This window comes from Aminobacter sp. P9b, from assembly GCF_045345995.1.
Classification (GTDB): Bacteria; Pseudomonadota; Alphaproteobacteria; order Rhizobiales; family Rhizobiaceae; genus Aminobacter; species Aminobacter niigataensis.
Genome location: NZ_CP150082.1, coordinates 4207124 through 4233658, shown reverse-complemented (window position 1 = coordinate 4233658; position 26535 = coordinate 4207124). Strand labels below are relative to the sequence as shown.

The following is a 26535-nucleotide window of genomic DNA, read 5'->3' as shown; positions in this document are numbered from 1 at the left end:
ACCTGCAGATCAGGTCTACACCTGCAGATACTGCAGAATTTCGCCGAGGCTCACCACCTGGTTGAGCAACTTGAGCGGCAGCCGTTTCGGCGACAAGGGCAGTCCGACAGCCGCTGCCGCCCTGACTTCGCTTGGGGCACAGCCCATTTCGCTTCGAAAGGACCGACTGAATGTCGCAGCGTCTGCGAAACACAGCCTCTCGGCGATCCGAGCGATACTCGTCATCGAATTGGGGTCAGACAGCTCCTTGTAGGCTGCCAACAGCCGCTGGCGCTGGATGTAGCGCGCCACTCCGTGCAGCGGCTCAAAAAGGACGTAGAGTTTTGAACGCGAGAGGCCGAGTTGCCGGCACAGCTTGTCCGGCCCGAGATCGGGAGCTTGAAGCTCGTTGTGGATCATCTGGCGGGCACGCTCGAGCATCGTTGCCGCGATATGGCCGTGAGCTTCGGCGACACGGTCAGCTGTCGGCGCCAGGCAGGCTGAGATCATCGCGCGCATCGCCTCGATGGCCTTGGGCACCTCATGTCCCGGTATGTGTGGCAGCCGGCGTTCGAATGAGATCAGGAAGTCGGCGAGCAGCCCGCCCAGACCGTCCGGGCTGACACTCCCTGGGTGCTTGTCGAGTACGCCTGCCAGAGGCCGCAGCAGGTCGCGCGGGATGTAGACGGTAGACACGCTCGAATCTGCTGCTGCGCCATCATAAGGGCGACCAAGCGAGCGGAAATGGACCTGGCGGCGAGGGACGTTTTGATCCTGCGCGGCATGCATTGCGCTTTCCGGCAGCACGAGGCACCAGTGGTCGAGTGGATCCTTGCCCAGATGATGCCATCTGCGCGGCACTTTGGGACCAGGCATGTACGACGTGGTGAAGGCGAGCTTGCCCAGGTCCCAGATTTGCTGCTCGAAGATGAAACCCTGCCGCGCTTCTGGACTTATGGAGACGTCGATCACCGAAGCATGGAAGGAGCGCCATGCCTCAAACTGGTGCTCGACCGGCAACTCGCGCGTATCGAATTTCAGCGTGGCAAGCAGTCCTGCTTCGTTCATGAAGTCTCCAAGATGCGGGTCGAACAAGCGGTCGCAACTTGAGGTGGAGAATGACTGAGCGCAGGCCGGTCGGCAATAGGACGGCGATCTCTTCGCGGCGATCGATGGCGAGATCAAGCCGGACTACGCACGCCCAAGCGGAAGGAAATGACGGTCGCGGGCGGCTCCGCCTCCCGGTGCGCCGCGCGTTCCTAATTCCAGGTGTCTGCCGGCAGTGCGTTCGAGGCTCCCCATCTCGGCAAACGCACTGCCGGTTCCGGGTTCGAACATCGCTCACGTTTGGGTCACGTCGGTGCAGCCAGCGATGCAAAGTGGATGACCATGACGAGGCAATAAAAGATGCCGGCAATTCGGTCGTGCGTCGTACCTCGCTATCCAGCTAAGAAATCGACAGGATTTCGAGTTCGCGCTGCCCTAGCTGCACAACATCGCCAACGGTTTTGCCAATCAGCGCGATGGCAACCGGCGAGCCATGCGATATTGAAGCTTCAGACGGGTTGGCTTCATCCTCACCGACGATGCGGAAGGTCTGGGTGCGGCCGTCATCACGCTCGAACGTAACGGTGTGACCGAAGGCGACCACTTCATTGGATGCAGGCATCGGCATGAGCTGGGCCGTTCGGACGCGCTCGGCATAATAGCGCATGTCTCGAAGCGGAACCGCCGACTGCCTTCGCCGCTCGTTGACATCTTCCAGCACGTTGGCTGCGTCGAGAGCCTGCTGGGCGCGCGCCAATTCATCTTGCAGCATCTTGAGACCCGCCTCGGTGACGAGGTTGATCCGGTCGGAGATGGGGCGAGCCGGCAGGATGGTTTCCGATGCTGCCTCGGCGCTTTCCTCCTTGGCAAATGCTACGCTCATTGGTCGGGACTCCCCTTCGAACACCCTCAGCAATCGGATAACCTAGAGCCGGCAATAAAGCTCCCACAATTTGACGGCTGGTCTCGGCCCAAAGTGGAGCAGCCAAGAGAGGTGAGGCTGGTGGATAGCCGGACTACAGAGGTCGATATAGGGATCGAAATGCGATCAGCGACCGCTCGGCTCGCCTTCTCCCGGAGTGGCTGGCCAAATCGGCCAACTCCAGCTTAACTCGGCAAGGAGCTCAGGAGTAGACACTCATGGCAAAGCACCGGATCTATACGACCGCCTTCGCAAGCATCTATCCTCTCTACGTCGCGAAAGCAGAGAAAAAGGGACGTACAAAAGCAGAGGTTGATCACGTCATCTCTTGGCTTACGGGCTATGATCAGAAAGATCTAAAGGCTCAACTGGAAAAACAGACTGATTTTGAAACATTCTTCGCAGAGGCCCCCAAAATCAATCCGTCGCGAGCCTTGATCAAGGGCGTTATTTGCGGTGTCCGCGTGGAGGATATCGAGGAGCCAACCATGCGAGAAATTCGCTATCTGGATAAACTGATTGATGAGCTGGCGCAGGGAAAAATGATGGACAAGATCCTGCGAAGAAATTGAACTAGAGAGCCGTCAATCTCCGTCCATTTGAGATTGTCTCAGGTTTCTGGCCGTTGCATGGCGGATGCGATAGGCCTGCCAAATGCAAACCAGGCAGCAGAATGGGCGTCGATACCGGGAGCTTTCCGGATTCGCACCGAGCCGTGCTGACAGCCGTTCAAACCACCTCGGGTACCATCTCGCGCAGTACACGGCGCAGGATGTTTCGGGTGGCGATTGTGGCGGCTGAGGGGGCGCGGTCGCGGGCGGTGACAAGCCGCACCTCGCGTACGATGGCCGGTTCGACCAAGGGACGCGCTACGATGCTGCGGCCCTTCAGCGCCGCCAGCGAATAAGCAGGCAGGATCGCTATCCCGGCACCGTTTTCGGCCAGCGAAAGAGCCGTATTTATCTGGTGCACTTCCAGTTGGGGCCGCAGCGGCAGCCCGGCCGACTCGAAGCCGAACTCGGTCAGCAATCGAATGCTGCTCTCACGCGTCAGTGTGATGATCTGGTGATCTCGAAGCTCGGCCCAGCGAATCTGCTGGCGTCCGGCGAATTCGTCATCGGGGGTGCAGAAAACCATCAGGCTATCCTGCAGCCCCGGCTGAGAGTCGAGCCCCGCTTCGCCCGGCGAGAAAGTGCCGACACCGAGATCGCAGCGGCCGCTTCTTACCTGCTCGACAATGATGTCAGTGCTGACATCCTCGATGCGCAGGACCAGCTCGGAATGTGCAGCCGCAACCTCGCGTAGAACCCGCGGCAGGATCGTGCCGGCGATAAGCGGTGGCGCGGCAATTCGCACGAGGCCGCGCTTCAGGCTGCTGAGGTCGCGCACATATTCGGCTGCGCGATCGATTTCGTTCAGGCCGGCAAGGGCACCGGTTGCGAAGGCACGCCCGGCGTCGGTCATATCGACCCGCCGGGTCGTGCGGTCGAAAAGCCTTGCACCTAGCACCAATTCGAGATCGCGGATCGTATGCGAGAGATTGGCTTGAGAGGTCTGCATACTCTCGGCCGCGCGGGAGAAATTTCCCAACTCGACCACAGCCTTGAAGGATCTGATTTGACGCAAAGTCGGGCGCATCGGCAAACTCACTTATGTCCTATCCTTCATGAATATATACCGAATGTTCGCCTTCACACATGAAAAAAAATGGGGCCCGATGTCACAGGATTTGTCACGGCAGTGATTGAGGGGAGGAGATGTTTTTGGGCGGCCATGAGCACTGCCTGAGCCAAGTTTGCCGCGCCAGAACGGGCCCACTCTTCCTAGACAAGCACGCTACCGTCCGGTGCCGGACGACGATGAGGAACGCATATGAAATACACCCGCAAGGATGCCAAGGCCCATTCCCGCGCCACAATGCGCGGCGTCTGGGCTGCCGCCAACACACCGTTCCATGCTGACGGCTCGATCCACGAGGACCTCTACCGCCGCAATGTAGATCACTGGATAAACGATCTTGGCATCGATGGGCTGTTCATCGCCGGCAAGCAGGGCGAGTTCTTCTCTATGTCCATCGACGAGCGCAAGCGCATGTTCGATCTGTCCGTCGAGATGGTTGGCGACAAGGCGCAGACCATCATGTCCTGCTCGGATCAAAACATGGACGTGGTGATCGACCTTGCAAAGCACGCGCAAGCCTGCGGCGCCGACTACATCGTCGTTCATGCTCCGGTGTTGCATTTCCTGAAGGCACAGGACGAAACGCTAACCCGCTACTATGAAACCATCGCGTCGAAAGTGGACATCGGCATAGCGCTCTGGTCGCATCCCGACAGCGGCTACCTGATGAGCCCGGAACTGTGTAATCGCCTTGCCGATATCGAAACGGTCGTAGCGATCAAATATTCGGTGCCGCGAGACATGTACAAGAATCTGACCGCGCTTGCCGGCGATCGTATCCTTGTGTCGACAGCCTCCGAGGAGGAGTGGCTCGACAATATCCTCGAACTGAACTGGCAGCTTTATCTCTGCTCATCGCCGCCCTACACGCTGCAGACCAAGGCAGATCGGCGGATGCGCGACTACACCGATCTGGCCTTTGCCGGCAAGGCGGAAGAGGCGCGCGCAGTCAGCGCCAGTCTTCAGCCCGTTCGCGATGCGATCCGACGGACCCGTCCGGCAGAGAAGCTGCATTCCCATCAAAAATATTGGCAGGAACTTTTGGGCCAGGCCGGTGGTCCGGTGCGGCAGCCGCTCCTCGAATTGACCGAAGGACAGAAGCGCCAAACCCGCGAGGCTTTCGAGGCCTGCGGACTGAAACTTGCCTGAACCACCAGGAGAGGATGAGATGAGCAAACTGAGCGCCTTTAATCTGCAGAAATGGATCGACGAGCACAAGCATTTGCTGAAGCCGCCGGTCGGCAATCAGCAGATATGGAAGAATGCCGACCTGATGGTGACCATTGTCGGCGGGCCAAACAAGCGCACCGACTATCACGACGATCCGGTCGAGGAGTTCTTCTATCAGCTGAAGGGCGACATGCTTCTCAAGCTGCACGATACCTCGACCGGCGAATTCTACGACGTGCCGATCCGCGAAGGCGATATTTTCCTCCTGCCGCCCCATGTCCGCCACTCCCCGCAGCGCCCGCAGGAAGGCTCCATCGGCCTCGTGATCGAGCCCTCCCGTCCTGAAGGCGCGCTGGATGCCGTGGAATGGTACTGCTTCGAGTGCACGCATCTCGTGCATCGCGCCGAGGTCGATCTGGAATCGATCGTCGATGACCTGCCGCCGATCTACGCCAACTTCTACAACCACAAGGCGTTGCGCACATGCCCGAACTGCGGGGCGGTGCATCCGGGCAAGGAGCCGCCCGCAGGCTGGGTCCAGCTCTGACTATGACCTCCGACAGCACCGTTTCAATCGGGGCTGATAGGCAAAAGACCGACAATAACAAGCAACAGGGGACCTCGCATCGTGAAGAAGACCACTCTCGCATTCAGCCTCTTCGTGGGCCTTGCAACCTCGGCCCTGGCCCAAGAGCCGGTGAAGATCGGCGTCATCACCACACTTTCCGGCCCGGGTGGCTATCTCGGCAAGGACGTCCGCGACGGCATGCAGCTTGCCATCAACGAGGAAGGCGGCAAGCTCGGCGGCGTGCCGGTCGATCTTATCGTCGAGGATGACGCAGCCAAGCCGGCGAATGGCCGCCAAATTGCCGAAAAATTCATGAACGAGCAGGGCGTCAAGCTGCTGTCCGGCATCATCTTCTCGAACATCGCCGGCGCGACCGTGCCGGACATCGTCGACAATGGCGCCCTCTATATCAGCGCCAATGCCGGCCCTTCGGGTCTCGCCGGCAAGGAGTGCAATGAGAACTACTTCGTCGTCTCGTGGCAGAACGACACGCTGCACGAAGTGTCCGGCATAGCGGCCAAGGATCTCGGCTACAAACGCGCCTTCCTGCTGGCGCCGAACTACCAGGCCGGCAAGGACGCGCTCGAAGGTTTCAAGCGCACATTCAACGGCGAAATCATCGGCGAGATCTACACCCAGCTGGAGCAGACGGACTACTCGGCTGAAATGGCGCAGATCCGCGCCGCGGCACCCGACGTGGTCTATCAGTTCCATCCGGGCGGGCTCGGCATCGCCTTCGTGCGCCAATACCAGCAGGCCGGTCTTCTGGGCAAATTCCCTATGGTGCTTTCGGAGGCCAACGCCGATGGCGTAATGCTGAAAGCCCTTGGTGACGCGGTGATCGGCCAGGTCGCTACCAGCCATTGGGCCGAGGACCTGGACAACGAGGCGAACAAGGCCTTCGTTTCGGGCTGGAAGGCAGCCTATCCCGACCGTCCGCTGACCACTTACGCATCACAGGGTTATGACACCGCGAAGCTGATCGCCTCCGCTCTCAAGGCAACCGGCGGCGTCGACAATATCGATGCGGTCCGCACGGCGCTGAGAAAGGCAGATTTCGTCTCTGTCCGGGGCGATTTCGCGTTCGGCCCCAACCAGCATCCGGTGCAGGACTGGCACCTTCTGGAAGTGGTCAAAGGCGAGAATGGCGTGGCGACCACGGTGACCCGCAAGAAATTGGCTGAAGATATTGGCGACAGCTATTCGGCCGCTTGCAAGCTCTGACCTGCACCAGCCACCGAACCGGTCGAACTGGGTGCGCAAGCCGCGCATCCACGGATCGCATTACCCAGCGCAGGGCTTGCCGATATGACACTCATTCTCGAACAGCTTCTGAACGGTTTGCTTTACGGCATCACACTGTTCCTGCTGGCTGCCGGTCTGACCCTGATCTTCGGCATCATGGGCCTGATCAACCTCGCCCATGGCTCGCTTTACATGGTGGGTGCGTTTGTGGGGGCCTGGGTGGCCAGCCAGACAGGAAGCTTCTGGCTGGGCCTGCCTGCGGCGCTGGCCGGCGCCATGCTGGCCGGTTTTGCGATTGAACTGGGTGTCATGCGACGGCTGTATGCGCGCGACCACCTGGATCAGGTGCTAGCGACGTTTGCGCTGATCCTGATCTTCAACGAGCTCACCGTCCTGCTTTTCGGCCGTGAGCCGATGTTCGTCGAGCTTCCCGCCTCGATCGCAACGCCGATCGAGCTGCTGCCCGGCCTGGTTTATCCGCCCTTCCGTCTTTTGATCATCGCAGCCGGCCTTGGCGTGGCCCTGGGCCTGTATTTCCTGATCAACCGCACGCGCATCGGCATGCTCGTGCGCGCCGGCTCGACCAATCGCGACATGGTCCGCGCGCTCGGTGTTGATATCCGGCTGCTCTACACGATGATCTTCGGCCTTGGCGCGCTGCTCGCGGGACTGGCGGGTTTCATGACCAGTCCGGTGCTGGCGGTCCAGGTCGGCATGGGCGAGCAGATCCTGCTGGCAACCTTTGTCGTGGTGGTCATCGGCGGCGTTGGTTCGATCAAGGGCGCCTTCGTGGCCGGCATCCTGCTCGGCATCGTCGACACATGTCTGCGTGCATTCCTCCCCGGAGTGTTGCGCGAGATCATGGCCGGTCCGGAGGCTGACGCTCTGGGAGTCGGCATCGCATCCATGGGAATTTATCTGATGATGGGTATCGTGCTTCTGTTCCGGCCCCAGGGCCTGTTTCAGGCAGGCGGCTGAGCATGCGGCAACATCTTATCTTCATCGCAGCGGCGATCGTGTGCCTGTCCGTCCTGCCCTTGGTGGCAGAGGCGACGGGCCAGCTGGCGCTGGTCGGCCTGACGTCGCGCATCATGATCTATGCGATTGCAGCAGCCAGCCTGAACTTCATCCTCGGCTATGGCGGGATGGTTTCGTTTGGCCATGCGGCCTTCTTCGGTATTGGCAATTACGTGGTTGGCATCCTGTATTTCCACCATGCGGAGGGCGTGCCGCTCTGGGGCTTCATCCCCGGTTCCAACCAGCTTTTGATAACGCTGCCGACAGCGGTCCTCGTGGCTGGGTTCGCGGCGCTGGTCATTGGCTCGCTGGCCCTGCGCACCAGGGGCGTGCAATTCATCATGATCACGCTGGCGTTTGCGCAGATGCTCTATTTCTTTTTCGTCTCGCTCAAGACCTATGGCGGCGAGGACGGTGTCATCGTGCGGGGCGCCAATGATCTCTTCGCGCTGAGCCTGCGCGACAAGACAGCGATGTATTACGTCATCCTTGTCGTGATGGTGTTGTTCTTCGCATTTCTTTGGCGGGTCGTGCATTCCTCGTTCGGCACGGTCCTGTCGGGCATAAGGCAAAACGAACGACGGATGACCGCGATGGGCATCAGTTCCTATCGCTACAAGCTTTACGGCTTCGTCCTGGCCGGAATGGGCGCAGGCCTCGCCGGAGCTTTGATGGCGGTGTTCATGCGCTTTGCCAGCCCGGACACGCTCCATTGGACCAAGTCCGGCGAACTGCTGATCATGGTCATCCTCGGCGGTGTCGGCACTTTCTTCGGCCCAATCTTGGGGGCGGCGGCCTTCCTGATCCTGCAAACCTACCTCGCTGCCTGGACTGAGCACTGGCAGCTTGCCATGGGTCTGATCCTGCTGGGGATCGTGCTTGGCACCAGGGGTGGCGCCAAGGGCCTGTTCGACTCCATTGCCCGTAAGCTTCGGACGGAGCCAAGATGAACACCATCCTGGCAATCGACGATCTGGTGAAACGCTTCGCAGGTCTGACCGCGACAGATCATGTGTCGTTGAACGTGGCGACCGGGCATATCCATGCCTTGATCGGCCCCAACGGGGCCGGCAAGTCCACGCTGATCAACCTCCTCTGTGGCGAGCTGATCCCCAACGAGGGGCGGATAACGCTTCTGGGCGAAGACATTACCGCGTGTCCCGCCGCGGAGCGGATGAAGCGCGGCCTTGCGCGGACATTCCAGATCACGAACCTGCTGAACGATTTCACCGTGCAGCAAAACATCAGCCTGGCGGTGCAAGCGAGGCAGGGAAACAACTTTCGCATCCTCGATACCGCGCGAGGGCGTGTTTCCATCCTGACCGAAGTGGATGAACTTCTAGCTGCCAGCCGCCTCGAGCCGCGTCGCGATGTGGTGGCGGGCAACCTTTCGAGCGGCGAACGCAAGCAGCTCGAGCTAATGATGGCGCTTGCTGGCCGGCCGAAGCTCCTGCTTCTCGATGAGCCGATGGCGGGGCTCGGCCGTTTGGAAAGCCAGCAGATGATCGAGACCCTGCGAGGTCTCCGCGGCAAGGTCTCCATGCTCCTGATCGAGCACGACATGGAAGCGGTCTATGCGCTGGCCGACCGTATCTCGGTCCTGGTCTATGGGCGGGTGATCCTGACCGGGACCGCCGACGATATCCGTGCCAGCGATGAAGTGCGGGACGCCTATCTGGGGTTGGAGGACGAACTGTGTTGAAGGTGCAGGGGCTCCAGGCTGCCTATGACCATGGCCAGGTGCTGTTCGATGTAAGCTTCGAGGTCAATGAAGGCGAACTCGTCACATTGATGGGCCGCAACGGGATGGGCAAGACCACCACGATCCGCGCTATCATGGGCCTTGTTCCGCCTGCGGGCGGACGGATCGAGATCGGGGGTCACGAGACTACCGGATTTTCCCCGGAGCGGGTGGCGCGGCTTGGCGTTGGCCTCGTGCCCGAAGGAAGGCAGGTGTTCCCGACGCTCACCGTGCGCGAGAATCTGGTCGCGACCGCTGCCAACCGCTCGGGGCGTTCGGACCCTTGGACTCTCGAGAAAGTCTATGGACTTTTCCCTCGTCTGCGGGAGCGGACGAGCCAGATTGCAGGGACGCTCTCTGGCGGCGAACAGCAGATGTTGGCGGTTGGGCGCGCGCTGATGACCAATCCGCATCTTCTCATCCTCGACGAGGCGACCGAGGGGTTGGCCCCGGTGATCCGGCTGGAGATCTGGAACTGCATCACCCGATTGCGCGCGCTTGGCCAGTCAATCCTGTTGATCGACAAGAACTTGGCAGTGCTGAAGAAACTCGCGGACCGGCATTACATCATAGAAAAAGGCCACGTCGTCTGGTCCGGCACCGGCACCGATCTCGCGCGCGACCATGACAAGGTGCATTCCTATGTCGGTGTCTGAGGATATCTGCCTCATCGGATGGGGCGCGATCGGTGCCCGGGTGGCAGCGCTCCTGGCCGAGCGACGGAGCCCGGTTCGCATCGTTGCCGTGGCGGTGCGTGATGCGAGCCGCAGTCGTCGGGACCTGCCCAAGGAAGCGGCTTTGATTTCCCATCCTGCGGAGCTGGCGGGTGTCAAAGCGAAACTCGCCGTCGAGGTCGCGGGGCGTGACAGCGTCCTGCCCTGGGGTCGCGTGGTGCTTGAGGCCGGGATGGATTTCGCCATTTCCTCGACCTCGGCCTTTGTCGATGATCGCGTGCTGGCCGAGCTGACAAAACTGGCCCAGACTCGTGATGCAAAGCTTCTGGTGCCGCCGGGCGCCTTGGGCGGGATCGATGCGCTGGCTGCGGCTGCGCGGCTGGGCCTTGCCTCGGTAGAACACCGGATCATCAAACCGGCGCGAGCATGGGCCGGCACCATAGCCGAGAACCGCTGCGACCTTGAGGCGCTAACCGAACCGACGGTGTTCTATGCGGACACTGCACGGGCAGCGGCCGATGCCTTTCCACAGAATGCGAACGTGGCGGTGATCACCTCGCTGGCGGGGATAGGTCTCGACCGGACACGGGTCTCGCTTGTTGCTGATCCGACCGCGCTTTTCAACACACATGAGATACACGCTGAAGGCGATTTCGGGCGGATGGAAATCCGACTGGAAAACCGCCCGCTGGCGACCAACCCGAAATCCTCGGAGATGACCGCGCTGAACCTGGTGAGGCTGATCGAGAACCGGGTGCTGCCGCTGCTGATCTGACCACACCTTGATATGGGGCCTGCTGCGGATCCGGTCACCGAGACATGGCCGTGCTTTCCAAGTCCATGAATGCGGACCGCAGCGCGCCCATCACCTAGCGCCGCTCACGGCAAGATCATGAGCTGGCGACGGCCGTGATGTGGCCTGTGCGCGATACCCCCACCTACTGGCGCCGCCCCCTGCGCTCTGCCCGACATTGGCTCCTCAGGGGCGGCTGAAAGCGGCACGCACCTTGCCGATCGAACGTGCCTCATCGCACCGCCTGTTACCCGCGTGCAGGTCTTAGGCTGGCGCTGTTCCGTAAGGCGCATGGGAAAGAAGGGCGTGATGCAATGCATCTCCCATCCCGGTTCGCCACAACCAATTCATGTGAAAAATGACATAGATTTATATGAGTCTTGAGAATTGTCTCATGAGTGGGAAAGGGCGACTATTCTGCACGAACTGAAGCATCCATGGCTCGGGTTCATCGATTTCGAAAGCCGTCGAGTACATTAGGGACTATTTTCATGCAGATTTCCGATGTCCGTCTCTTCATCGGCGGCGAGTGGCGCAAGACCAAAGAAACGCTTCCCATCATCAACCCCGCCGACGAGCAAATGATCGGCACGGTCGCTGTGGCCGAGACCTCCGATCTCGAAGCCGCGGTAAACGCCGCTGCCGAAGGCTTCCGTGTCTGGTCCCGCACCTCGCCGGCCGAGCGCGCCCGCATCATGCTGAAGGCTGCGGCGCTGATGCGCGAGCGGATCGAAGAGATCGCCCTCTCGATTACCCTGGAGAACGGCAAGACCCTCAACGAAGCACGGCTTGAGGTAATCCGCGGCTGTGAATTCTTCGAATGGGACGCCGGCGAAGCGGTACGCTTCTACGGCAGGGTAATCCCGAGTGCGCCTGGCATCCGCTACATCGTGCTGCACGAGCCAATCGGCCCGGTAGCAGGTTTTGCGCCCTGGAATTTCCCGATGAGCCAGCCGGCGCGCAAGATTGCCGGGGCGTTGGCAGCGGGCTGCTCGATCATTCTGAAGTCCTCGGAAGAGACGCCGACCGGCGCCACGCATATCGCCAGAGCGTTTGTCGATGCAGGACTTCCTGCCGGCGTTCTGAACCTGGTCTATGGCATCCCGTCGCGGATATCGGAGTTTCTGATTCCGCGTCCCGAAATCCGTGCCATCGCGTTTACTGGCTCGACGCCGGTCGGCAAGCATCTCACCGAGTTGGCGGCGCGCTACATGAAACCCGCGCTGATGGAACTGGGCGGCCATGCTCCGGTAGTCGTCTGCGAGGATGCCGATCCGGTCGCTGCCGGCATTGCTTCCGCCAGTCGAAAATATCGCAACGCTGGTCAGGTTTGCACGTCGCCGACGCGGTTCTTTGTGCATGAGGCGCTTTATGATCGCTTCGTCACCGCCTTCACCGAAACCGCTGCCAAGGTACGTGTTGGCAATGGGCTGGATCCCGAGACCACGATGGGTCCGGTGGCAAACAACCGCCGCATCGCTGCGCTGGAAGAACTGGTGGCGGACGCGCAGTCGCTCGGCGCACGCTTGCTCTTCGGCGGTAGCCGCCTCAAGAACAATGGATATTTCTTCCCACCGACGGCACTCGCCGACTTGCCCGACGATGCTCGGGTGATGCGTGAAGAACCCTTTGGCCCGCTGGCAGTGATCAATCCGGTTGTGTCGATCGACGAGGCCATCGACAAGGCGAACAGCCTGCCCTTCGGGCTTGCCGCCTACGGCTTCACCAATTCGGTCGCAAATGCCGACAGGCTGATGAGTGGGCTCGAGGCCGGCAATATTTCGATCAACACGCTTGAGGCTTCGGTGGCCGAGACGCCCTTCGGGGGGGTCAAGGAAAGCGGCCTCGGGCGGGAGGGCGGTACCGAGGGACTGCATCATTATACGGTGGTCAAGAACGTCTCGTGCCGGATCCTTTGATTGGCGTGCAAGGCACGGGCCCTTTAGCGCGGATTAATTGGAAGAAGTTATGGAGCCGCGCTGCCTACTGATTGAGGGCCGCAACGAGGCCGGACAGGTGGAGTACGCCGAGAACCGGCGCGACAGGGAGAATAAAATGATCGACCGACCAGAAAGCGACGTGGATCTGTTCACGACCGAGGTCATGAAGGATCCTTATCCGGTCTATCGTATGCTGCGGGACCTTGGACCGGCGGTTTGGCTGGCCAAGCACCAAGTCTGGTGCATCACCCGATATGAGGGGGTTAAGCGTGTGCTGGGCGACTACCGCACCTTCACCACTTCGAAGGGCGTGGCGATGGACCCTGCGGTGAACGAAGCGACCTCCGGTCCCGGCCGCGCCAATTCGCTGACCAGCGATCCCCCGTTGCATGACGAAATTCGCCGCGTCACAGGCGCGCCGCTGACGCCGCGGGCGCTGGCGGGGATCAAAGAGCAGATCGAGGCCACCGCGCGTAATCTGGTCGACGATCTGTGCAAACGGCGCACGGTGGACGGTATGGTCGATGTGGCGCAAGTACTGCCGCTGACCATCGTCTCAGAAATGGTTGGCCTTCCAGAAGAGGGCAAGAAGTCGATGCTGCGTTGGGCGGCGGCGACCTTCAACGCTATGGGGCCCATGAACGAACTTGGTTCGGAGGCGTTGCCCCAGATTCGCGAACTGCATCAGTTCTGTATCAACGATGCCGTACCGGGGAAGCTCAAGGCCGACGGCTGGGCCGATCGGATCTACCAAGCTGCGGCGCGGGGCGAGATTCCGGCACAACAATGCCCCGGCATGATGCGGGAATACATCGGCCCGAGCCTGGACACGACAATCTTTGCCACCGGCCATCTGCTGCGCCACCTGGGCGACAATCCGGATCAGTGGCAGCTTCTTAGAAACGATCGGTCATTGTTGCCAGGTGCCATTAACGAGGCACTGCGGATGGAGGCTCCAATCCGGCTGTTTAGCCGCTATGTTCGCGCCGAATCGACGTTCGACGAAATCGTCGTTCCGGAAGGCGCACGGCTTCTGGTGCTCTATGCCTCGGCCAACCGCGACGAGCGGAAATGGCAGGATCCGGACAGGTTCGACATCACGCGCAGGAACGGCGACCATGTGGCGTTCGGCTTCGGCATTCACACTTGCGCCGGCATGCACTTGGCCAAGCTGGAAATCACCTCGCTGCTGAACGCCATGCTCGACCGCATCGCGAGGTTTGAGGTCGGCGAACCAGTGATCTCGATGAACAACACACTGCGCGGATACGATCGTCTGCCGCTGACAATCTATCCGGCTGAAGTTGCGGTGTGAGGTAGTTGGCATGATCGAGGATAATATTATGCAGCGCGCCGATCCCGAATGGCAGCGCGTCCGCATCGCCGGCCGGGTCAAGGAATCGGAACGGATCATCTCCCTGGAACTGGTGGCTGCAAGCGGTGGCGATCTTGCGCCGTTCGAGGCTGGCGCGCATGTCGACGTGCGGATCAGCCCAACAACTACGCGGCAATATTCGCTTCTGAACAATCCTTCCGAGCGGCATCGGTACCGGATAGGAATCTTGCGCGAACGCGAGTCCCGTGGGGGGTCGGAAACGATCCACGGTTCCTTCTTGCCGGGGCTGGAAATCGAGGTCTCACCACCGCGAAACCATTTTCCGCTCAACCCGGATGCCAGCGAGGTTCTGTTGCTCGCTGGCGGTGTTGGTGTGACGCCGATCATGTCGATGGCACAGAAGCTTGCCGAAGATCGCGTACCCTTCACCATGCATTATTGTGTGCGGAGCGAAACGTGCACCGCTTTTGCCCGTGAACTGTTGGACGGACCATTCGGCGATCGGGTGGTCCTTCATATCGATACGGGACCCGAAGCGCAGCGGTTCGCCGCCATGGATGTTCTCAAGGGAGTGCAGCCGGGCTCGCATCTCTATGTCTGCGGTCCTGGAGGTTTCATCGATCATGTAGTGAAGATGGCGGCGTTCGCTGGATGGGAAGGGCACCAGATCCATCTTGAGCGCTTTACCGCCGCTCCTTTGGTCTCTGAGGCCTTTACAGTCGTGGCGCAGCGTAGCGGCATTGAGGTTCAGGTCTCGGTTGGCCAGCGCATTTCGGAGGCCCTGCGCGAGGCTGGCGTCGAGATCGAAATGTCCTGCGAGGCAGGTGTGTGCGGCACCTGTTACACGCGGGTGCTGGAAGGGGAGCCTGACCACAAGGACAGTTTCCAGACCAATGCCGAATTGGCTGCGAACGAGGGAATAGCAATCTGCTGCTCGGGCTCGAAGTCGCCTCGGCTGGTGCTTGATGTCTAAACATTGGCGAGGGTAGGGACGATCTCGCAGCAATGACATTCTGGGGGTGGATCGCAACAACTTCTAACTTACAAAGTTCGGGGCGGCGATCGAAGCGGTGATGGAGGCTGTTGGGCCTGATGCCGGTTTTGTCGAGCGCAGTTAACCGAGACTAATTCTCGGCCCTGGTGCACCTCTGGCGAGTGAGCCATCGGAAGCCGATCGCCTTAGACTCCGGCTTCCACATTCCAGCGAACCTGAAGACGTTCTTCAGGAGCTCTTTCCAATCGCATGGATCATCCCACGCAATTCTGCCATTGCCTTGACCAGTCCGATAGGCGTGTATCCCGGTACGAAGTCCGCTCTTTCCTTATCGTAGAGGATCCGACAGGCGTGGTCTGCGCGGTAGGGGATCTCCCAGTCGGCAATGCCTTGCCTGCGCCTGCGTGCCTCTTCCGCCATCAGAAGCGTGAGAACATCGTGGAGGTCGAACGCGCCTGTGCCGCCCAGATGCTCAGCCTCGGTGAAGCTTCCGAATTCGTCACGGAAACGTATGCGCCGGGGATGGGCATAAAAGATGCGCTGACCGAACCTGTCGATGAAATCCGTCAGTACATTGTCGCGCCTGCTGGCGAGAGAACCCGAGCAGAAGATCATGCCGGCGCGCGGCGACGACACGCCATCGAAGATTCTCGCAAGATCTTCCAGGGTGCTGGCGATGCGCGGCAGGCCGCACAATGGAATCGGCGGATCGTCGGGATGGATGGCGAACACCGCTCCCTCCGCCTCGCACGTGCGCGCCACCTCGCCGAGGAACTCGATCAGGTTTTGCCGATAGGCTTCGGTTCCCACCTTTTGATAGGCATCGAGCAATGAATGGAACTCGCCGCTGCCATATTGCCCGGGACCGCCTGGCAGGCCGCGCGTAAGCATGGTCAGCAACTCCTGCCACCGTTGCGCTGGTGTTTCGAGATGGCGCCGGCGGGCCGCCGCGGCGAGTTCCGGATCGATCTCTTCCTCGGCGCCGGGCCGCTTCAGCAGATGGATGTCGAACACCGCAAAATCGACAGCATCGAAGCCCAACGCCTCGGCGCCGCTTTCAAGCCTTGCGTCCAGCCCGGTCCGAACCCAATCGAGCAGCGGCATCACGGTGAAGTTGATACGGCGTACGCCCGCTTGCGCCAGCCGCCGCACCGTTTCCTGGAAATTTGCGGTCAGCCTCGCGCTGCTCTGGCGGCCCAGCTTGATGTCGTCGTGAATGGCGATGCCGCCGAGCGTATCCCATTCCAGCGGTGTGTGCCCGGCGGGAGCGGTCTGGACAAGTCTCTTCAACTCGTCGATAGCATCTGCCTCCCACAGGCATCCAGGTGGCAGGTGGGACAGGCTCGCTTCGATGCTGGTCGCACCCGACTGGCGTAGCTGGTCGCACCCGACTGGCGTATCCAGTCGATCGTCATCGGATCCTGTGGACCGAACCACCGCCATGTTGCGCGCATCGAGTTGTTTCCTCCCTTACTGAAATGAATTTTTGGACCGCTGAAAGAAAAAGTTGCACCATGGCGCGCACGCCCGAAGCAATCCCTGCCGAGGCTCCATGCTGAGCCTGCGCGAAATACTGGATTGGGAAATCCTCTCCGGCCACACGGTCATAGCTGGCACAGGCTCCCTGGCCGTCGATGTCCGGTCGGTCACCGTCATCGACGCTCCTGATGCGGTGAACTGGGTAAAGCCGCACGAATTCGTCGTGACCAGCACCTATCCGGTCCAGCAAAGCCCGGATGCGCTGGTTGTCCTGATCGAACAGCTCGCAGCGCGCAATGCCGCGGGTCTTGGCGTCAAGCTGACGAGGTACCTGCGCGAATTTCCCGACAACGCTTACCGCCGCGCCGAGGAGCTTGGATTTCCGATCATTTCCCTGCCGGGACCGCTGGCGTGGAGCGATCTGATCGGCAGGGTATTTTCCCATGGCGGTCAGCAACAGGGCAAGGAAGCGGCTTATCTCAGCGCCATCTACCGCGCCTTTTCGCAGCATCGGACGGGCATTGGCTCGCTGCGCGAGCTGTTCGAACTGGTGGCCGGCTTCATCAATCTGCCGGTGGTCCTTGCCCTTGAAAATGAAGCGGGCTTGCAGATCGAAAGTCGGGGGGTCACGGCGGCGGAGGCTGAAATGCTGGCGGAAGCCCTCATAGAGGGTGCGGCGACGGGCGCCCAGCCGGACGACGTACCTCTGCGCATGACGGTCGCTGGCACGAAGGTCGTGGTGGCGCGTTCGGGAATGGGGGCGAACGGCGGCGGCATGGTGGCTGTCGTCGAGCGCGAACTGAGCGCTTCCGAGCCCGACCTCGAGTGCTTGCGCCTCTCCGTCCACCTCCTGCTGACGCTGGTGGACGCCAACGCCGGCACGCGCGCCAATCTTGCGAGCAATGCGAAACTGCTCGGCGATCTCCTTGATCCGATGCTTTCGCGCGAAGCCAGGAATGTTCTCATTGCCAAGGCTCTGCCTCCGGCAAATGGATGGCATGCGGTGGTTGCCCGCATTTTTGATGCCGATACGCTCGATGGCGCACTGTTCAGGCTGCGCCTGCGCCAGTTTTCGCGGCGCCACAAGGCGTTGTTGCTCGAGGAAGAAGATGGCAGCGAGTACGTCATTGCCGTGCCGGTGCCAGGAGCCGATCCCCGTTCCAGCGAAGCCGTGCTGCGCGAACTGCATCAGGTTTTCGAGCGGCAACTCGAACACGCCGGTGGCCTTCTCTATGGTCTTGGCCAGTCGGGACCGGCGGACCTGTCCGAGGTAGCTGTCCTGCGGCGTGAGGCCAGGGAAGCAATGACTTTCGGCATCAGGCTGAACGGCTTCAATCGCATCAGCCGGCATGAGGACATGCTGCTGCTGCGGCTGCTCGCGCATCCCTCCGTCATCGAGGAAAGCCGCCCTGGCTTCCTGCGACTTCTCGAACCGCTGCTGGCCATGGGCGAGCAGGGGGCGACGCTCATGGAAACGATGAAGGTATGGCTGCGGGAGGATGAAAGCATGCCTCGCACCGCCGAGCTTCTGGGCCTCCATGTCAACACGGTTCGCCAGAGGCTGGAGCGATGCCGCTCGGTGCTCGGGCTGACCGATTTCAGGACCGATACGCGGCTTCGCCTTTACGCGGCACTGCAGCTTCTTCCCATGCTGACGAACGCAGAGGGCTGAAGCAGAAACCTTCCTGCCAGCCCTCCGCGCTGTGCTCATTGGACGATGTTTTCCAGAGTTCCGATGCCCGAGATCGCGACCTCGATCCGGTCGCCAGACTGCATCGGGCTCACTCCCGAAGGGGTTCCGGTGATGATGACGTCGCCCGGCTCCAGTGTCATGATCGAGCTGACGAACTCGATGATGAAGGACGTCGGGAAAATCATGTCTGCCGTGGTCGAGTCCTGCCGGACTACCCCGTTCTGGAGGAGACGGATGCTCTGGGCATCAGGGTTCAGATCCGTTTCGATCCATGGTCCCATGGGCTTGTAGGTGTCGAACGATTTGGCCCGCGTGAACTGCTTGTCCTTGAGCTGGAGATTGCGGTTCGAAACGTCGTTGGCGCAGGTGTAGCCCAAAACGACCGATGCAGCCTCGGCTGCCGGAACGTTGCGCGCGCGTTTCTTGATGACAATGGCAAGCTCGGCCTCGAACTCGACGCGCTGCTCGTGGCTGTCCAGAACGATAGCCTCGCCGGGGCCGATGATCGCCTGCGGCGAGCACATGAACAGCATCGGTTCGTCGGGCAGCGGCAGGCCGGATTCACGGGCGTGCAGGACGTAGTTGAGCCCGACGCAGACCAGTTTTCCCGGCTTCACCGGAGCAAGAAGCTTGACCGCGGCAAGCGGCAGGGCATCCGCCGACGGCACAATCTCGCCGAAAGGACCGTCGGGCAGGGTGCGCACCCCATCGTTGTCGAGCAGGCCCCAATGCTCGGCGCTGTTATGGGCAAAGCGTACGATCTTCATAACTATGTCCTGTGTGGGTCAGTGCTTGTCGTAATGTCCATTCAGCCAGCGGATGGACTGCGCCATCGCCGTCTCGGCGTCGGGAACCTGGAAATGCTCGGCGGTGATCCAGCCGTCGTAGCCGATCGCGTCGAGGTCGTTCAGGGCGGCGGCGATATCCCAGTCGCCATGGCCGACGGCCCGGCGCTCGCTGTCGCAGACATGGTAGTGCCAGAACAGGTCGCCAGCCTTCCGAAGGCTGTCGCGATGCACTTCCCCTTGGATGGTGATGTGGGCCAGATCGAGCATCAGGCCGATGTTCGCCCGCTCAAGGCCTCGCACGAAACGCACGGCTTCGGCCGTGCCCATCAGGAAGTTTGCATATTGATGGTTGACGGGCTCCAGAACGATGGACGTATCGGGGCGCGCGTCCGCGGCCGCCTGCATCCCCTCGATGACCCACGCTTCGGTCTGGCCGCGCGCGATCCCGTCGAGATAGCGACCGCGCATGCGCCCGACATTGACCATGGCACCGAAGCGTGCCGCCAGGTCCATGGCCGCGATCATTCGCTCCAGCGTCTCGGCCCGGCGTGCCGGATCGGGGTCGGCAAGGGAGAGCTTGTCCTCGCCGTAGACTTCACCCGTGCATATGGCCGGCATGGCGAGGCCCGCATCTGCAAGCTGACGCTCGATCAGGCCATGATCGAGGGCGCGGGGATCGCGCACGAGGAGCTCGACGCCGTCATAACCTAGTTCGCGGATTCGGGCGAAACAGGCCGAAGCGTCGCCCTGTATCGCGGTGACCCGTGCCGGCGCCACTTCCGGAGTGGCGTACATGTAAGCGAGCTTCATTGCATGAAACTCAGGTCGTTGCGCTTGACCATCTCCGCATGGATCACTTCCTTGCGCAGCACGCTGACATTGGGGATGGCGAACTCCTGTATGTGGAAATATTCGGCCTTGCCTTTTTCGCCGCGCGCGGTGCGCATCACGAGATCGACCAGTTCCTCCCCGACCTGGCGCAGCGATTTCGTGCCCTCCAGAATGTCGCCTGCGCTGATGTCGATGTCGTCGGGCATCTCGCGGAAGACGCGGTTGTTGGAGCTTACCTTCAGAACGGGGGCGATGGCCGAACCCGAAGGCGTGCCCTTTCCAGTGGTGAAGAGCACCATGTGGGCGCCACCGATGATCTTGCCGGTCACCGACGAAATGTCGTAGCCGGGCGTGTCCATGATGATGACGCCCTTCTCGTGAGGTTGCTGGCCGTAGTCGACGACCTCGGTGATCGGGCGGGTGCCGGCCTTGTAGATGCAGCCGAGCGACTTTTCCTCGATCGTCGTCAGCCCTCCCTCGATGTTTCCGGGCGAGATGAACACGCCGCTGTCGTCCTCGGTGCTCATCGACAGCTCGATCTCGTAGGCCTTGATGCGGCGCATGAGTTCGTCGCGCACCTCGGGCGTCTTGCCGCGGCGATAAAGGACGCTTTCGGCGCCGACCATTTCGGTGAGCTCCGACAGGATGACCGTTCCGCCTGCGTCGACGATGATGTCGGCGGCCTCGCCCACGGCTGGGTTGGCCGTGAGCCCGGAGAAGGCATCCGAAGAGCCACATTCGAGGGCAATGATGAGTTCGGATAGATCGCCTTCGTCCGTCGGCTGTACCGCCAGCTCGGCCGTCATGCGTTCCACGATCTCTACCCCGGCGTCGGAGGTCGTGCGCGAGCCGCCGGCTTTCTGGACGACCAGCCGCTCGACCGGTCGCCCCGATGCCTTGATGGCATCGAACACTTTCGAGCCGGATGCGGTTTCGCAGCCGAGGCTCACCACCAGCACCGCACCGACATTCGGGTGCACGCCATGGCCGATGAAGGCCTCTTCGGTGGTGCGGTTCTCTTCTGCGTCGAAGGTGCAGCCATAGGGATGCATGAATGTCGCGGCACCGGTGCGGTTGGAAATGTCCATCGCGACACGGTTGACGCAGGCCACTGTGGGGATGACCAGCACATGGTTTCGGATGCCGATGCGGCCGTCTGGCCGACGATAGCCTTGGAACTTCATGACAGCGCTCCTTTCAGCCTATGAATGGCGCCGGGCCTTGACGCCCCAGCAGTTGTGCGTGTGAACATGACCGCCCTCGGCTATGTCCGCGGTCGCTTCGCCGATGACCTCACCGTATTTCAGGATTTGCTCGTGTTCCTGGATCGGCCGGATTGCGAGCTTGTGGCCCGCCGGCATGTCGTTGCGCGCGATGATCTCGCGGGTTTTCCCCTGTCCGGTGATCAGGACTGCATCGCCGGCCGCGACTGGCCCGGTCAGCGTCGCGACATGATCCTGCGCGCGGATAAGAATTGCCGTTACGGGCATCTCAGGACATCTCCATTGAAGCTTCGTTGAAAAGGGTCGGGATCGCGGCCAGAAGCTGCTTGGTGTAGTCGTGACACGGTGAGGACAGTACCTGCGATCCCGTTCCGGTCTCGACGATCTGGCCGTGCTGCATCACCGCGATGCGATCGCACATACGCGCTGCGACCCTGAGGTCGTGGGTGATGAAGAGCATGGCGAAATCGAGTTTCTTCTGAAGCTCCTCGAACAGGTCGAGCACCTGCGCCTGAACCGACACATCGAGCGCCGACACGGGTTCGTCCGCGACGATGAGGACCGGGTCCATCGCCAGCGCCCTGGCGATCCCGACGCGCTGGCGTTGTCCGCCGGAAAATTCATGCGGATAGCGGTTGGCCGCATCTGGCTTGATGCCGACCAGTTCCAGCAGTTCGCGGGCACGGCGCCAGGCTGCGTCGCGTGCAACGCCCTGCGTCATGGGACCGATGGCTATCGATTGCCCGATGCTCATCTTCGGATTGAGCGACGAGAAGGGGTCCTGGAAGATCATCTGCACACGTCCGCCACGATGGCCCTTCATCGCGCGGTGCCGGTTCAGCTCCTCGTCGGCAAAGACGAGGCTGCCGCCGTCGGGGGCTTCCAGCCCGACCACGCATCGTCCCAGCGTGGATTTGCCGGAGCCGGATTCGCCGACGATCCCGAGCGTCGAGCCCCGTTCGAGCGTGAAGCTGACACCCTTCAGGGCTTCCAGCTTGCGTTGCGCCTTGAACAGCCCCGACGACAGGAAGTAGGTCCGCTGGAGGTCCTTGGCCTCAAGCAGCGGCCTGGCCGCATTCTCTGGGCGAGGCGCCGCCGTTCCGGTGGGAATGGCCTCGATGAGCTGGCGGGTGTAGGCGGAGGCGGGGTTGCTCAGCACCTCGCGCGCCGGACCCTGTTCCTCGATGACGCCATTGCGCATGACGATGACGTCGTCGGCGATCTCGGAGACCACGCCGAAATCATGGGTGATGAAGAGCACGCCCGTTCCGCGCCGCTCGCGCAGCGAAGCGATCAGCTTGAGGATCTGCGCCTGGGTTGTGACATCCAGCGCGGTGGTCGGTTCGTCGCAGATCAGCAGGCGCGGCTCGAGCATCATCGCGCAGGCAATCACCACGCGCTGGCGCTGCCCGCCCGAGAGACGGAAAGGGTAGCTCTCATAGAGCTCCTCCACCCGCGGCAGTCCAACGTCACTCAAGGCGGCAAGGGCACGGCGGCGACGTTCGGCGGCTGGCAGGGACAAATGGACTTCCAGCACTTCTTCCAGCTGTGCCCCGATCTTCATCAGCGGGTTCAAGGCGGCCATCGGCTCCTGGAAGACCATGCCGATCTCGCGGCCGCGCAAGGCGCGCATTCCCGCCTCGTCGAGTTTGAGAAGATCGAGCTCGCCGAAATGGATCGATCCGGCTTTCGCCTCCAGATACGGACGTGGCAGCAGACCCATGATGGCATCGGCAACGGTGGATTTGCCGGAGCCGGACTCACCCACGATGCAGACCGTGCGGCCCGGCATGAGGTCGAAGGATGCGCCCGAGACCGCGAGCTGGCGATCCGAGCCCTTGGGCAGCGAGATGTCGAGCCCCTGGACCCTGAGCAATGGAGTGGCGTCGGTCGACATGGCCATCACCTGTTGCGCGAATGGATGTTGAGAGCGTCATTGAGCGCTTCGCCCAATACGTTCAGCGCCAGCACGGTTATGGCGATGGCAAGCCCCGGGAAGGTTGCCATCCACCATGCCTGGCGCAGAACCGTGCGCGAGGCGCCGATCATGAAGCCCCAGCTCATCTGGTTGGGATCGCCAAGGCCGAGGAAGCTGAGGCTCGACTCCAGCAGGATGGCGGTCGCCACCATCAGAGAGCCCATGACGATGATGGGAGAGGCCACGTTGGGCAGGATCTGCCGGAACATGATGGCGAGCGCGCTTTGGCCCTGAAGCTTGGCCGCCAGGACGAAATCGCGGCTTCGCAGCGACAGGAACTCCGCCCGCACGAGCCGCGCGACCGGCGGCCAGGAGACGATGCCGATCGCCATGACGATGGAGCCCACGGAAGGTTGCAGGACGGCGACAAGAACCAGCGCCAGCGCGAAGCTTGGCACGACCTGGAATATCTCGGTGAAGCGCATCAGCGCGCTGTCGACGTGGCCGCCGCCATAGCCGGCGATTGCGCCTATGACGACACCAATGAAGACCGAGACAACCGTCGAAACCAGCCCGATCAGCAGCGAGACCCGGCCGCCCCACACCAGGCCCGCGAGAATGTCGCGGCCGGTGGTGTCGGTTCCGAAGGGAAAGCGCATGTCGGTCATCGGCGGCAGGAAGGGGCGTCCGCCCATTGCCCAGGGTCCACGCGGAAACAGCAGCGGCGCCAGCAAAGATATGGCGATGATGCCGAAGATGACGATCAGGCCGATCCACACTTCCGTGCGGGTGAACATGCGGCGAAGGACGGAGTTCGCGATCACAGTGCAATCCTCGGATCGATCACGGTGTAGATGAGGTCCGTGATGATGTTGAAGACGATGGCCAGCGCCGCCGCGACCAGGAAGGCGCCGAGCAGCAGGTTGTAGTCGCGTTGCAGCAGTGCATCGAACATCAGCCTGCCGATGCCGGGCCAGGCGAAGACGGTTTCGGTCATGATCGCGCCACCGACCATGTTGCCGGCCTGCAGCCCGGCAAGCGTCACCACCGGCAAAAGCGCGTTGCGCAAGACGTGGCGGAACTGGATCCGCGTTTCGCCGGCACCTTTTGCGCGTGCGGTCTTGACGAAGGCCATCTGCGCCATTGCCATCATGTTGGCGCGGGTCATGCGGGTGTAGACGGCGATGTAGAAGAAGGAGAGGGCCAGCGTCGGCAGGATGAGATGCTTGGCGACATCCAGTGCTGCGGCCATGCCGGTAAGGTTGGCGCCGACGGAGCTGTAGCCGAATGCGGGCAGCCAGCCGAGCTGAATCGAAAAGACCAGAACCGCCATCAATGCCAGCCAGTACATGGGCGCGGCGTAGAAGATCAGCGCGGCAAAGCCGATCGCCCGGTCCACCCAGCCGCCGGGCCGGCGGCTGGCGAGCACGCCCAGCCCCACCCCGACAACCAGCGAAAACACGAAGGCGCATACCGTCAGCAACAGCGTTGCAGGCAGCCGGTCGGCAATCAGTTGCGCAACCGTTTCCTGCTGGCGGTAGGAAAAGCCGAGGTCGAGCGTGCCAATGCGCGAGATGTAGGTCCACCACTGCACGAGAAGCGGCTGATCGAGCCCGTACTGGATGCGCAATGCGTCCAGGAACCGCTTGTCGACCGCGCCCGCTTCGCCCGCCATCACGGCGACGGGATCGCCCGGCGCGGCGCGGATCAACAGGAAATTCAGGGTGGCAATGACAAAGAGCGCAACCACGCCCTGCACGATGCGCCCCAACAGAAATTTCAGACGGTTCACACTCTTCGCCCCTGAACAAAACCTCATGGCAGCCCGGGAATGCCGGGCTGCCAACTGACGCTGTTTGCGCGTCCTATTCGACCCGGGCGCGCCCGAGGCTATCGTTGAGGCCGACCGCCGACGAGATCAGGTTCTTGATGTTCGAGCGGTGGATCGTCGGCCAGATCATCTCGAACAGCCAGGCGAGCGGGACTTCCTCGGCGATAAGGGCCTGGGCGTCCTGGTAGATCTTCGCGCGCTTTTCCGGGTCGATCTCGACCGCACCCGCGTCGAACAGCTTGTCGAGTTCGGGGTTGGAGAAGGCCGAAACGTTGTTCCAGGGCGAACCCTCGATGATGTTGGATGTCGTGTAGAGACGTGCGACACCCAGCGCCGGGTCGCCATACTGCGACATGTACGAGAAGGCGATGTCGTAGTCCTTCTCGCCCAGGCGCTGGTTCCAGCCGGCGACGTCGGTGGCGGTGAGCTCCACCTGGATGCCGGCCTCGATGAGGTTCTCGCGCGCGATTTCCGCAAGCCGCTGCCAGGTTTCGCCATAGGGCAGGGGCAGCAGGCGGATCGGGCTGCCGTCATATCCGGCTTCGGCGAGCAGTGCCTTGGCCTTCTCGACATCGCGCGGGTACTGCTTGATGTTTTCCGAATAGAACCTGGTCGAGCTGTTCCACGGGCTCGGTGCGACCTTGGCGTAGCCGAAGAAGGCGATGTCGCGCATGTTCTCGCGGTCGAGCGCATACATGATCGCCTGACGGACGCGCTTGTCCTGGATCCACTTGGACCCGTTGTTGAGCCACAAGAAGCATTGCGACCCCTGGAATTCCCAGCCCTTGGTCGTCAGTTCCGAGTTCGGCAGTTCGGCGAGACGCTGGACGTCGAAATATTCGACAGCGCCGCCCGGCAGCACGTCCACCTTGCCGGTTTCATAGGCGGTCGCGCGGCTGGCGCCATCGGGGATGACGTGGAAGTAGACCGCGTCGATCGTCGGCACGCCTTCCTCGTGATAGGTCTCGTTGGCGACCAGCTTGAGGTACGAGCCCCTCTGCCATTCACCGAACTTGAGCGGACCGGTTCCGATGGGAGCGTTGTTGACCGGATTGGTGTTGTAGTCCGTGCCTTCGTAAAGATGCTTCGGAAGCATCGGCATCGAGCCGACCTCGAAGGACTGGATGAAGGGCGCGAAGGGGGTCTTCATCTTGAAGTCCACCTTGTAGGGCCCGTCTGCGGTGATGCTCTCCACTGCCTTGAGGAAATTACGGACGCGCGGATGGGTCTCGCGCAGCATCTTGTCGACGCTGAAGACCACGTCTTCCGAGGTGAAGGGCTTGCCGTCGTGCCACAGCACATTTTCCTTCAGCTTGAAGGAATAGAACATGCCATCGGCTGCTTCTTCCCAGCTTTCGGCCAGCAGCGGGTGCGGTTTCAGGTCGGCGTCGAAACGCAGCAGACCTTCGAAGATGTTGCCGCCGACCATCTGCGAGGGCACGTTCTGATAGATGCCGATCATGATGCCGGGCGGCTCGGGCTGGACCACCACATTGAGCACGCCGCCCTTGGCTTGCGCCTGGGCCATGAGGGGAATGCCGCTGAGCACCCCGGCGCTGACGGTGGCAGCGGAAATCTGCAGGAATTGACGACGATCGAGTGACATTGAAACTCCTCCTGGAAAAAATCGTTGGTCCCTCTTGGCGGGAACTTGGATGTTGGGCGC

At 61.6% G+C, this 26535-nt stretch carries 25 protein-coding genes; 13 read left to right on the top strand and 12 right to left on the bottom strand.

Going from position 1 to position 26535, the window contains the following annotated elements:
- Positions 1 to 15: 15 nt before the first annotated feature.
- Positions 16 to 1074 (bottom strand): helix-turn-helix domain-containing protein, encoded by a 1059-nt coding sequence (locus tag WHT83_RS20820; protein ID WP_406872273.1) that lies wholly within the window; start codon positions 1072 to 1074, stop codon positions 16 to 18.
- A 352-nt stretch (positions 1075 to 1426) separates the two neighbouring features.
- Positions 1427 to 1909 (bottom strand): transcription elongation factor GreA, encoded by a 483-nt coding sequence (gene greA / locus WHT83_RS20815; RefSeq protein ID WP_183262319.1) that lies wholly within the window; start codon positions 1907 to 1909, stop codon positions 1427 to 1429.
- 257 nt (positions 1910 to 2166) lie between these two features.
- On the opposite strand from greA, the gene WHT83_RS20810 reads away from it, so the two are divergent.
- The gene (locus WHT83_RS20810; RefSeq protein WP_183260090.1) at positions 2167 to 2520 is read left to right on the top strand and encodes a DUF2200 domain-containing protein; all 354 of its coding nucleotides are present in this window, start codon (positions 2167 to 2169) and stop codon (positions 2518 to 2520) included.
- A 157-nt stretch (positions 2521 to 2677) separates the two neighbouring features.
- Here WHT83_RS20810 and WHT83_RS20805 read toward each other — a convergent pair whose 3' ends face one another.
- On the bottom strand, positions 2678 to 3598 hold the full coding sequence (locus tag WHT83_RS20805; RefSeq protein ID WP_406872272.1) for a LysR substrate-binding domain-containing protein: 921 nt from the start codon (positions 3596 to 3598) through the stop codon (positions 2678 to 2680).
- A gap of 222 nt (positions 3599 to 3820) precedes the next feature.
- Between WHT83_RS20805 and WHT83_RS20800 the strand changes: the two genes are divergently transcribed.
- The 11 genes from WHT83_RS20800 to WHT83_RS20750 all read left to right on the top strand — a co-directional run bounded on the left by WHT83_RS20800 (position 3821) and on the right by WHT83_RS20750 (position 15085).
- Complete coding sequence (locus WHT83_RS20800) at positions 3821 to 4777, top strand: dihydrodipicolinate synthase family protein (RefSeq protein ID WP_406872271.1); 957 nt, start codon at positions 3821 to 3823, stop codon at positions 4775 to 4777.
- Positions 4778 to 4796: 19 nt separating this feature from the next.
- Entirely contained in the window at positions 4797 to 5345 is a 549-nt protein-coding gene (locus tag WHT83_RS20795; RefSeq protein ID WP_108607468.1) for a 3-hydroxyanthranilate 3,4-dioxygenase, read from the top strand.
- 81 nt (positions 5346 to 5426) lie between these two features.
- Positions 5427 to 6590, top strand: a complete 1164-nt coding sequence (locus WHT83_RS20790; protein WP_406872270.1) for an ABC transporter substrate-binding protein — start codon at positions 5427 to 5429, stop codon at positions 6588 to 6590.
- Positions 6591 to 6674: 84 nt separating this feature from the next.
- Positions 6675 to 7589, top strand: a complete 915-nt coding sequence (locus WHT83_RS20785) for a branched-chain amino acid ABC transporter permease (protein WP_108607470.1) — start codon at positions 6675 to 6677, stop codon at positions 7587 to 7589.
- Between the two features lie 2 nt (positions 7590 to 7591).
- A complete protein-coding gene (locus WHT83_RS20780; RefSeq protein ID WP_406872269.1) occupies positions 7592 to 8578 on the top strand; it encodes a branched-chain amino acid ABC transporter permease in 987 nt (328 codons plus the stop codon).
- The gene (locus tag WHT83_RS20775) at positions 8575 to 9330 is read left to right on the top strand and encodes an ABC transporter ATP-binding protein (RefSeq protein WP_108607472.1); all 756 of its coding nucleotides are present in this window, start codon (positions 8575 to 8577) and stop codon (positions 9328 to 9330) included. Before WHT83_RS20780 ends, WHT83_RS20775 begins: the two co-directional genes overlap by 4 nt.
- Positions 9324 to 10025 carry an ABC transporter ATP-binding protein gene (locus tag WHT83_RS20770; RefSeq protein WP_406872268.1) on the top strand — a complete coding sequence of 234 codons (702 nt, stop codon included), beginning with the start codon at positions 9324 to 9326 and terminating at the stop codon, positions 10023 to 10025. The genes WHT83_RS20775 and WHT83_RS20770 overlap by 7 nt, the downstream gene beginning before the upstream one ends.
- On the top strand, positions 10012 to 10818 hold the full coding sequence (locus WHT83_RS20765; RefSeq protein WP_406872267.1) for an aspartate dehydrogenase: 807 nt from the start codon (positions 10012 to 10014) through the stop codon (positions 10816 to 10818). The genes WHT83_RS20770 and WHT83_RS20765 overlap by 14 nt, the downstream gene beginning before the upstream one ends.
- Before the next feature lie 509 nt (positions 10819 to 11327).
- Positions 11328 to 12755, top strand: coding sequence for an NAD-dependent succinate-semialdehyde dehydrogenase (locus tag WHT83_RS20760; RefSeq protein WP_406874024.1), 1428 nt, complete (start codon positions 11328 to 11330; stop codon positions 12753 to 12755).
- Positions 12756 to 12804: 49 nt separating this feature from the next.
- The gene (locus WHT83_RS20755) at positions 12805 to 14091 is read left to right on the top strand and encodes a cytochrome P450 (RefSeq protein WP_406872266.1); all 1287 of its coding nucleotides are present in this window, start codon (positions 12805 to 12807) and stop codon (positions 14089 to 14091) included.
- Between the two features lie 10 nt (positions 14092 to 14101).
- The gene (locus WHT83_RS20750) at positions 14102 to 15085 is read left to right on the top strand and encodes a PDR/VanB family oxidoreductase (RefSeq protein ID WP_406872265.1); all 984 of its coding nucleotides are present in this window, start codon (positions 14102 to 14104) and stop codon (positions 15083 to 15085) included.
- 249 nt (positions 15086 to 15334) lie between these two features.
- Here WHT83_RS20750 and uxuA read toward each other — a convergent pair whose 3' ends face one another.
- On the bottom strand, positions 15335 to 16549 hold the full coding sequence (gene uxuA, locus WHT83_RS20745) for a mannonate dehydratase (RefSeq protein ID WP_406872264.1): 1215 nt from the start codon (positions 16547 to 16549) through the stop codon (positions 15335 to 15337).
- Between the two features lie 109 nt (positions 16550 to 16658).
- Here uxuA and WHT83_RS20740 point away from each other — a divergent pair, with 109 nt between their 5' ends.
- A complete protein-coding gene (locus tag WHT83_RS20740) occupies positions 16659 to 18257 on the top strand; it encodes a PucR family transcriptional regulator (RefSeq protein WP_406872263.1) in 1599 nt (532 codons plus the stop codon).
- Positions 18258 to 18292: 35 nt separating this feature from the next.
- On the opposite strand, the gene WHT83_RS20735 is transcribed toward WHT83_RS20740, so the two are convergent.
- From WHT83_RS20735 to WHT83_RS20700, 8 genes are all read right to left on the bottom strand, one after another.
- Complete coding sequence (locus tag WHT83_RS20735) at positions 18293 to 19045, bottom strand: fumarylacetoacetate hydrolase family protein (protein WP_406872262.1); 753 nt, start codon at positions 19043 to 19045, stop codon at positions 18293 to 18295.
- 18 nt (positions 19046 to 19063) lie between these two features.
- Positions 19064 to 19876: a sugar phosphate isomerase/epimerase gene (locus WHT83_RS20730; protein ID WP_108607480.1), complete on the bottom strand. Its 813-nt coding sequence runs from the start codon at positions 19874 to 19876 to the stop codon at positions 19064 to 19066.
- Positions 19873 to 21081, bottom strand: coding sequence for a UxaA family hydrolase (locus WHT83_RS20725; RefSeq protein WP_108607481.1), 1209 nt, complete (start codon positions 21079 to 21081; stop codon positions 19873 to 19875). Before WHT83_RS20725 ends, WHT83_RS20730 begins: the two co-directional genes overlap by 4 nt.
- An 18-nt stretch (positions 21082 to 21099) precedes the next feature.
- Positions 21100 to 21387 carry a UxaA family hydrolase gene (locus WHT83_RS20720; protein WP_108607482.1) on the bottom strand — a complete coding sequence of 96 codons (288 nt, stop codon included), beginning with the start codon at positions 21385 to 21387 and terminating at the stop codon, positions 21100 to 21102.
- Position 21388: 1 nt separating this feature from the next.
- Positions 21389 to 23017 carry a dipeptide ABC transporter ATP-binding protein gene (locus tag WHT83_RS20715; RefSeq protein WP_406872261.1) on the bottom strand — a complete coding sequence of 543 codons (1629 nt, stop codon included), beginning with the start codon at positions 23015 to 23017 and terminating at the stop codon, positions 21389 to 21391.
- A gap of 5 nt (positions 23018 to 23022) precedes the next feature.
- Positions 23023 to 23835 carry an ABC transporter permease gene (locus tag WHT83_RS20710; protein ID WP_108609819.1) on the bottom strand — a complete coding sequence of 271 codons (813 nt, stop codon included), beginning with the start codon at positions 23833 to 23835 and terminating at the stop codon, positions 23023 to 23025.
- Positions 23836 to 23858: 23 nt separating this feature from the next.
- Positions 23859 to 24830, bottom strand: a complete 972-nt coding sequence (locus WHT83_RS20705) for an ABC transporter permease (protein WP_183260111.1) — start codon at positions 24828 to 24830, stop codon at positions 23859 to 23861.
- Positions 24831 to 24903: 73 nt separating this feature from the next.
- The gene (locus WHT83_RS20700; RefSeq protein WP_108607484.1) at positions 24904 to 26475 is read right to left on the bottom strand and encodes an ABC transporter substrate-binding protein; all 1572 of its coding nucleotides are present in this window, start codon (positions 26473 to 26475) and stop codon (positions 24904 to 24906) included.
- Positions 26476 to 26535 lie beyond the last annotated feature (60 nt).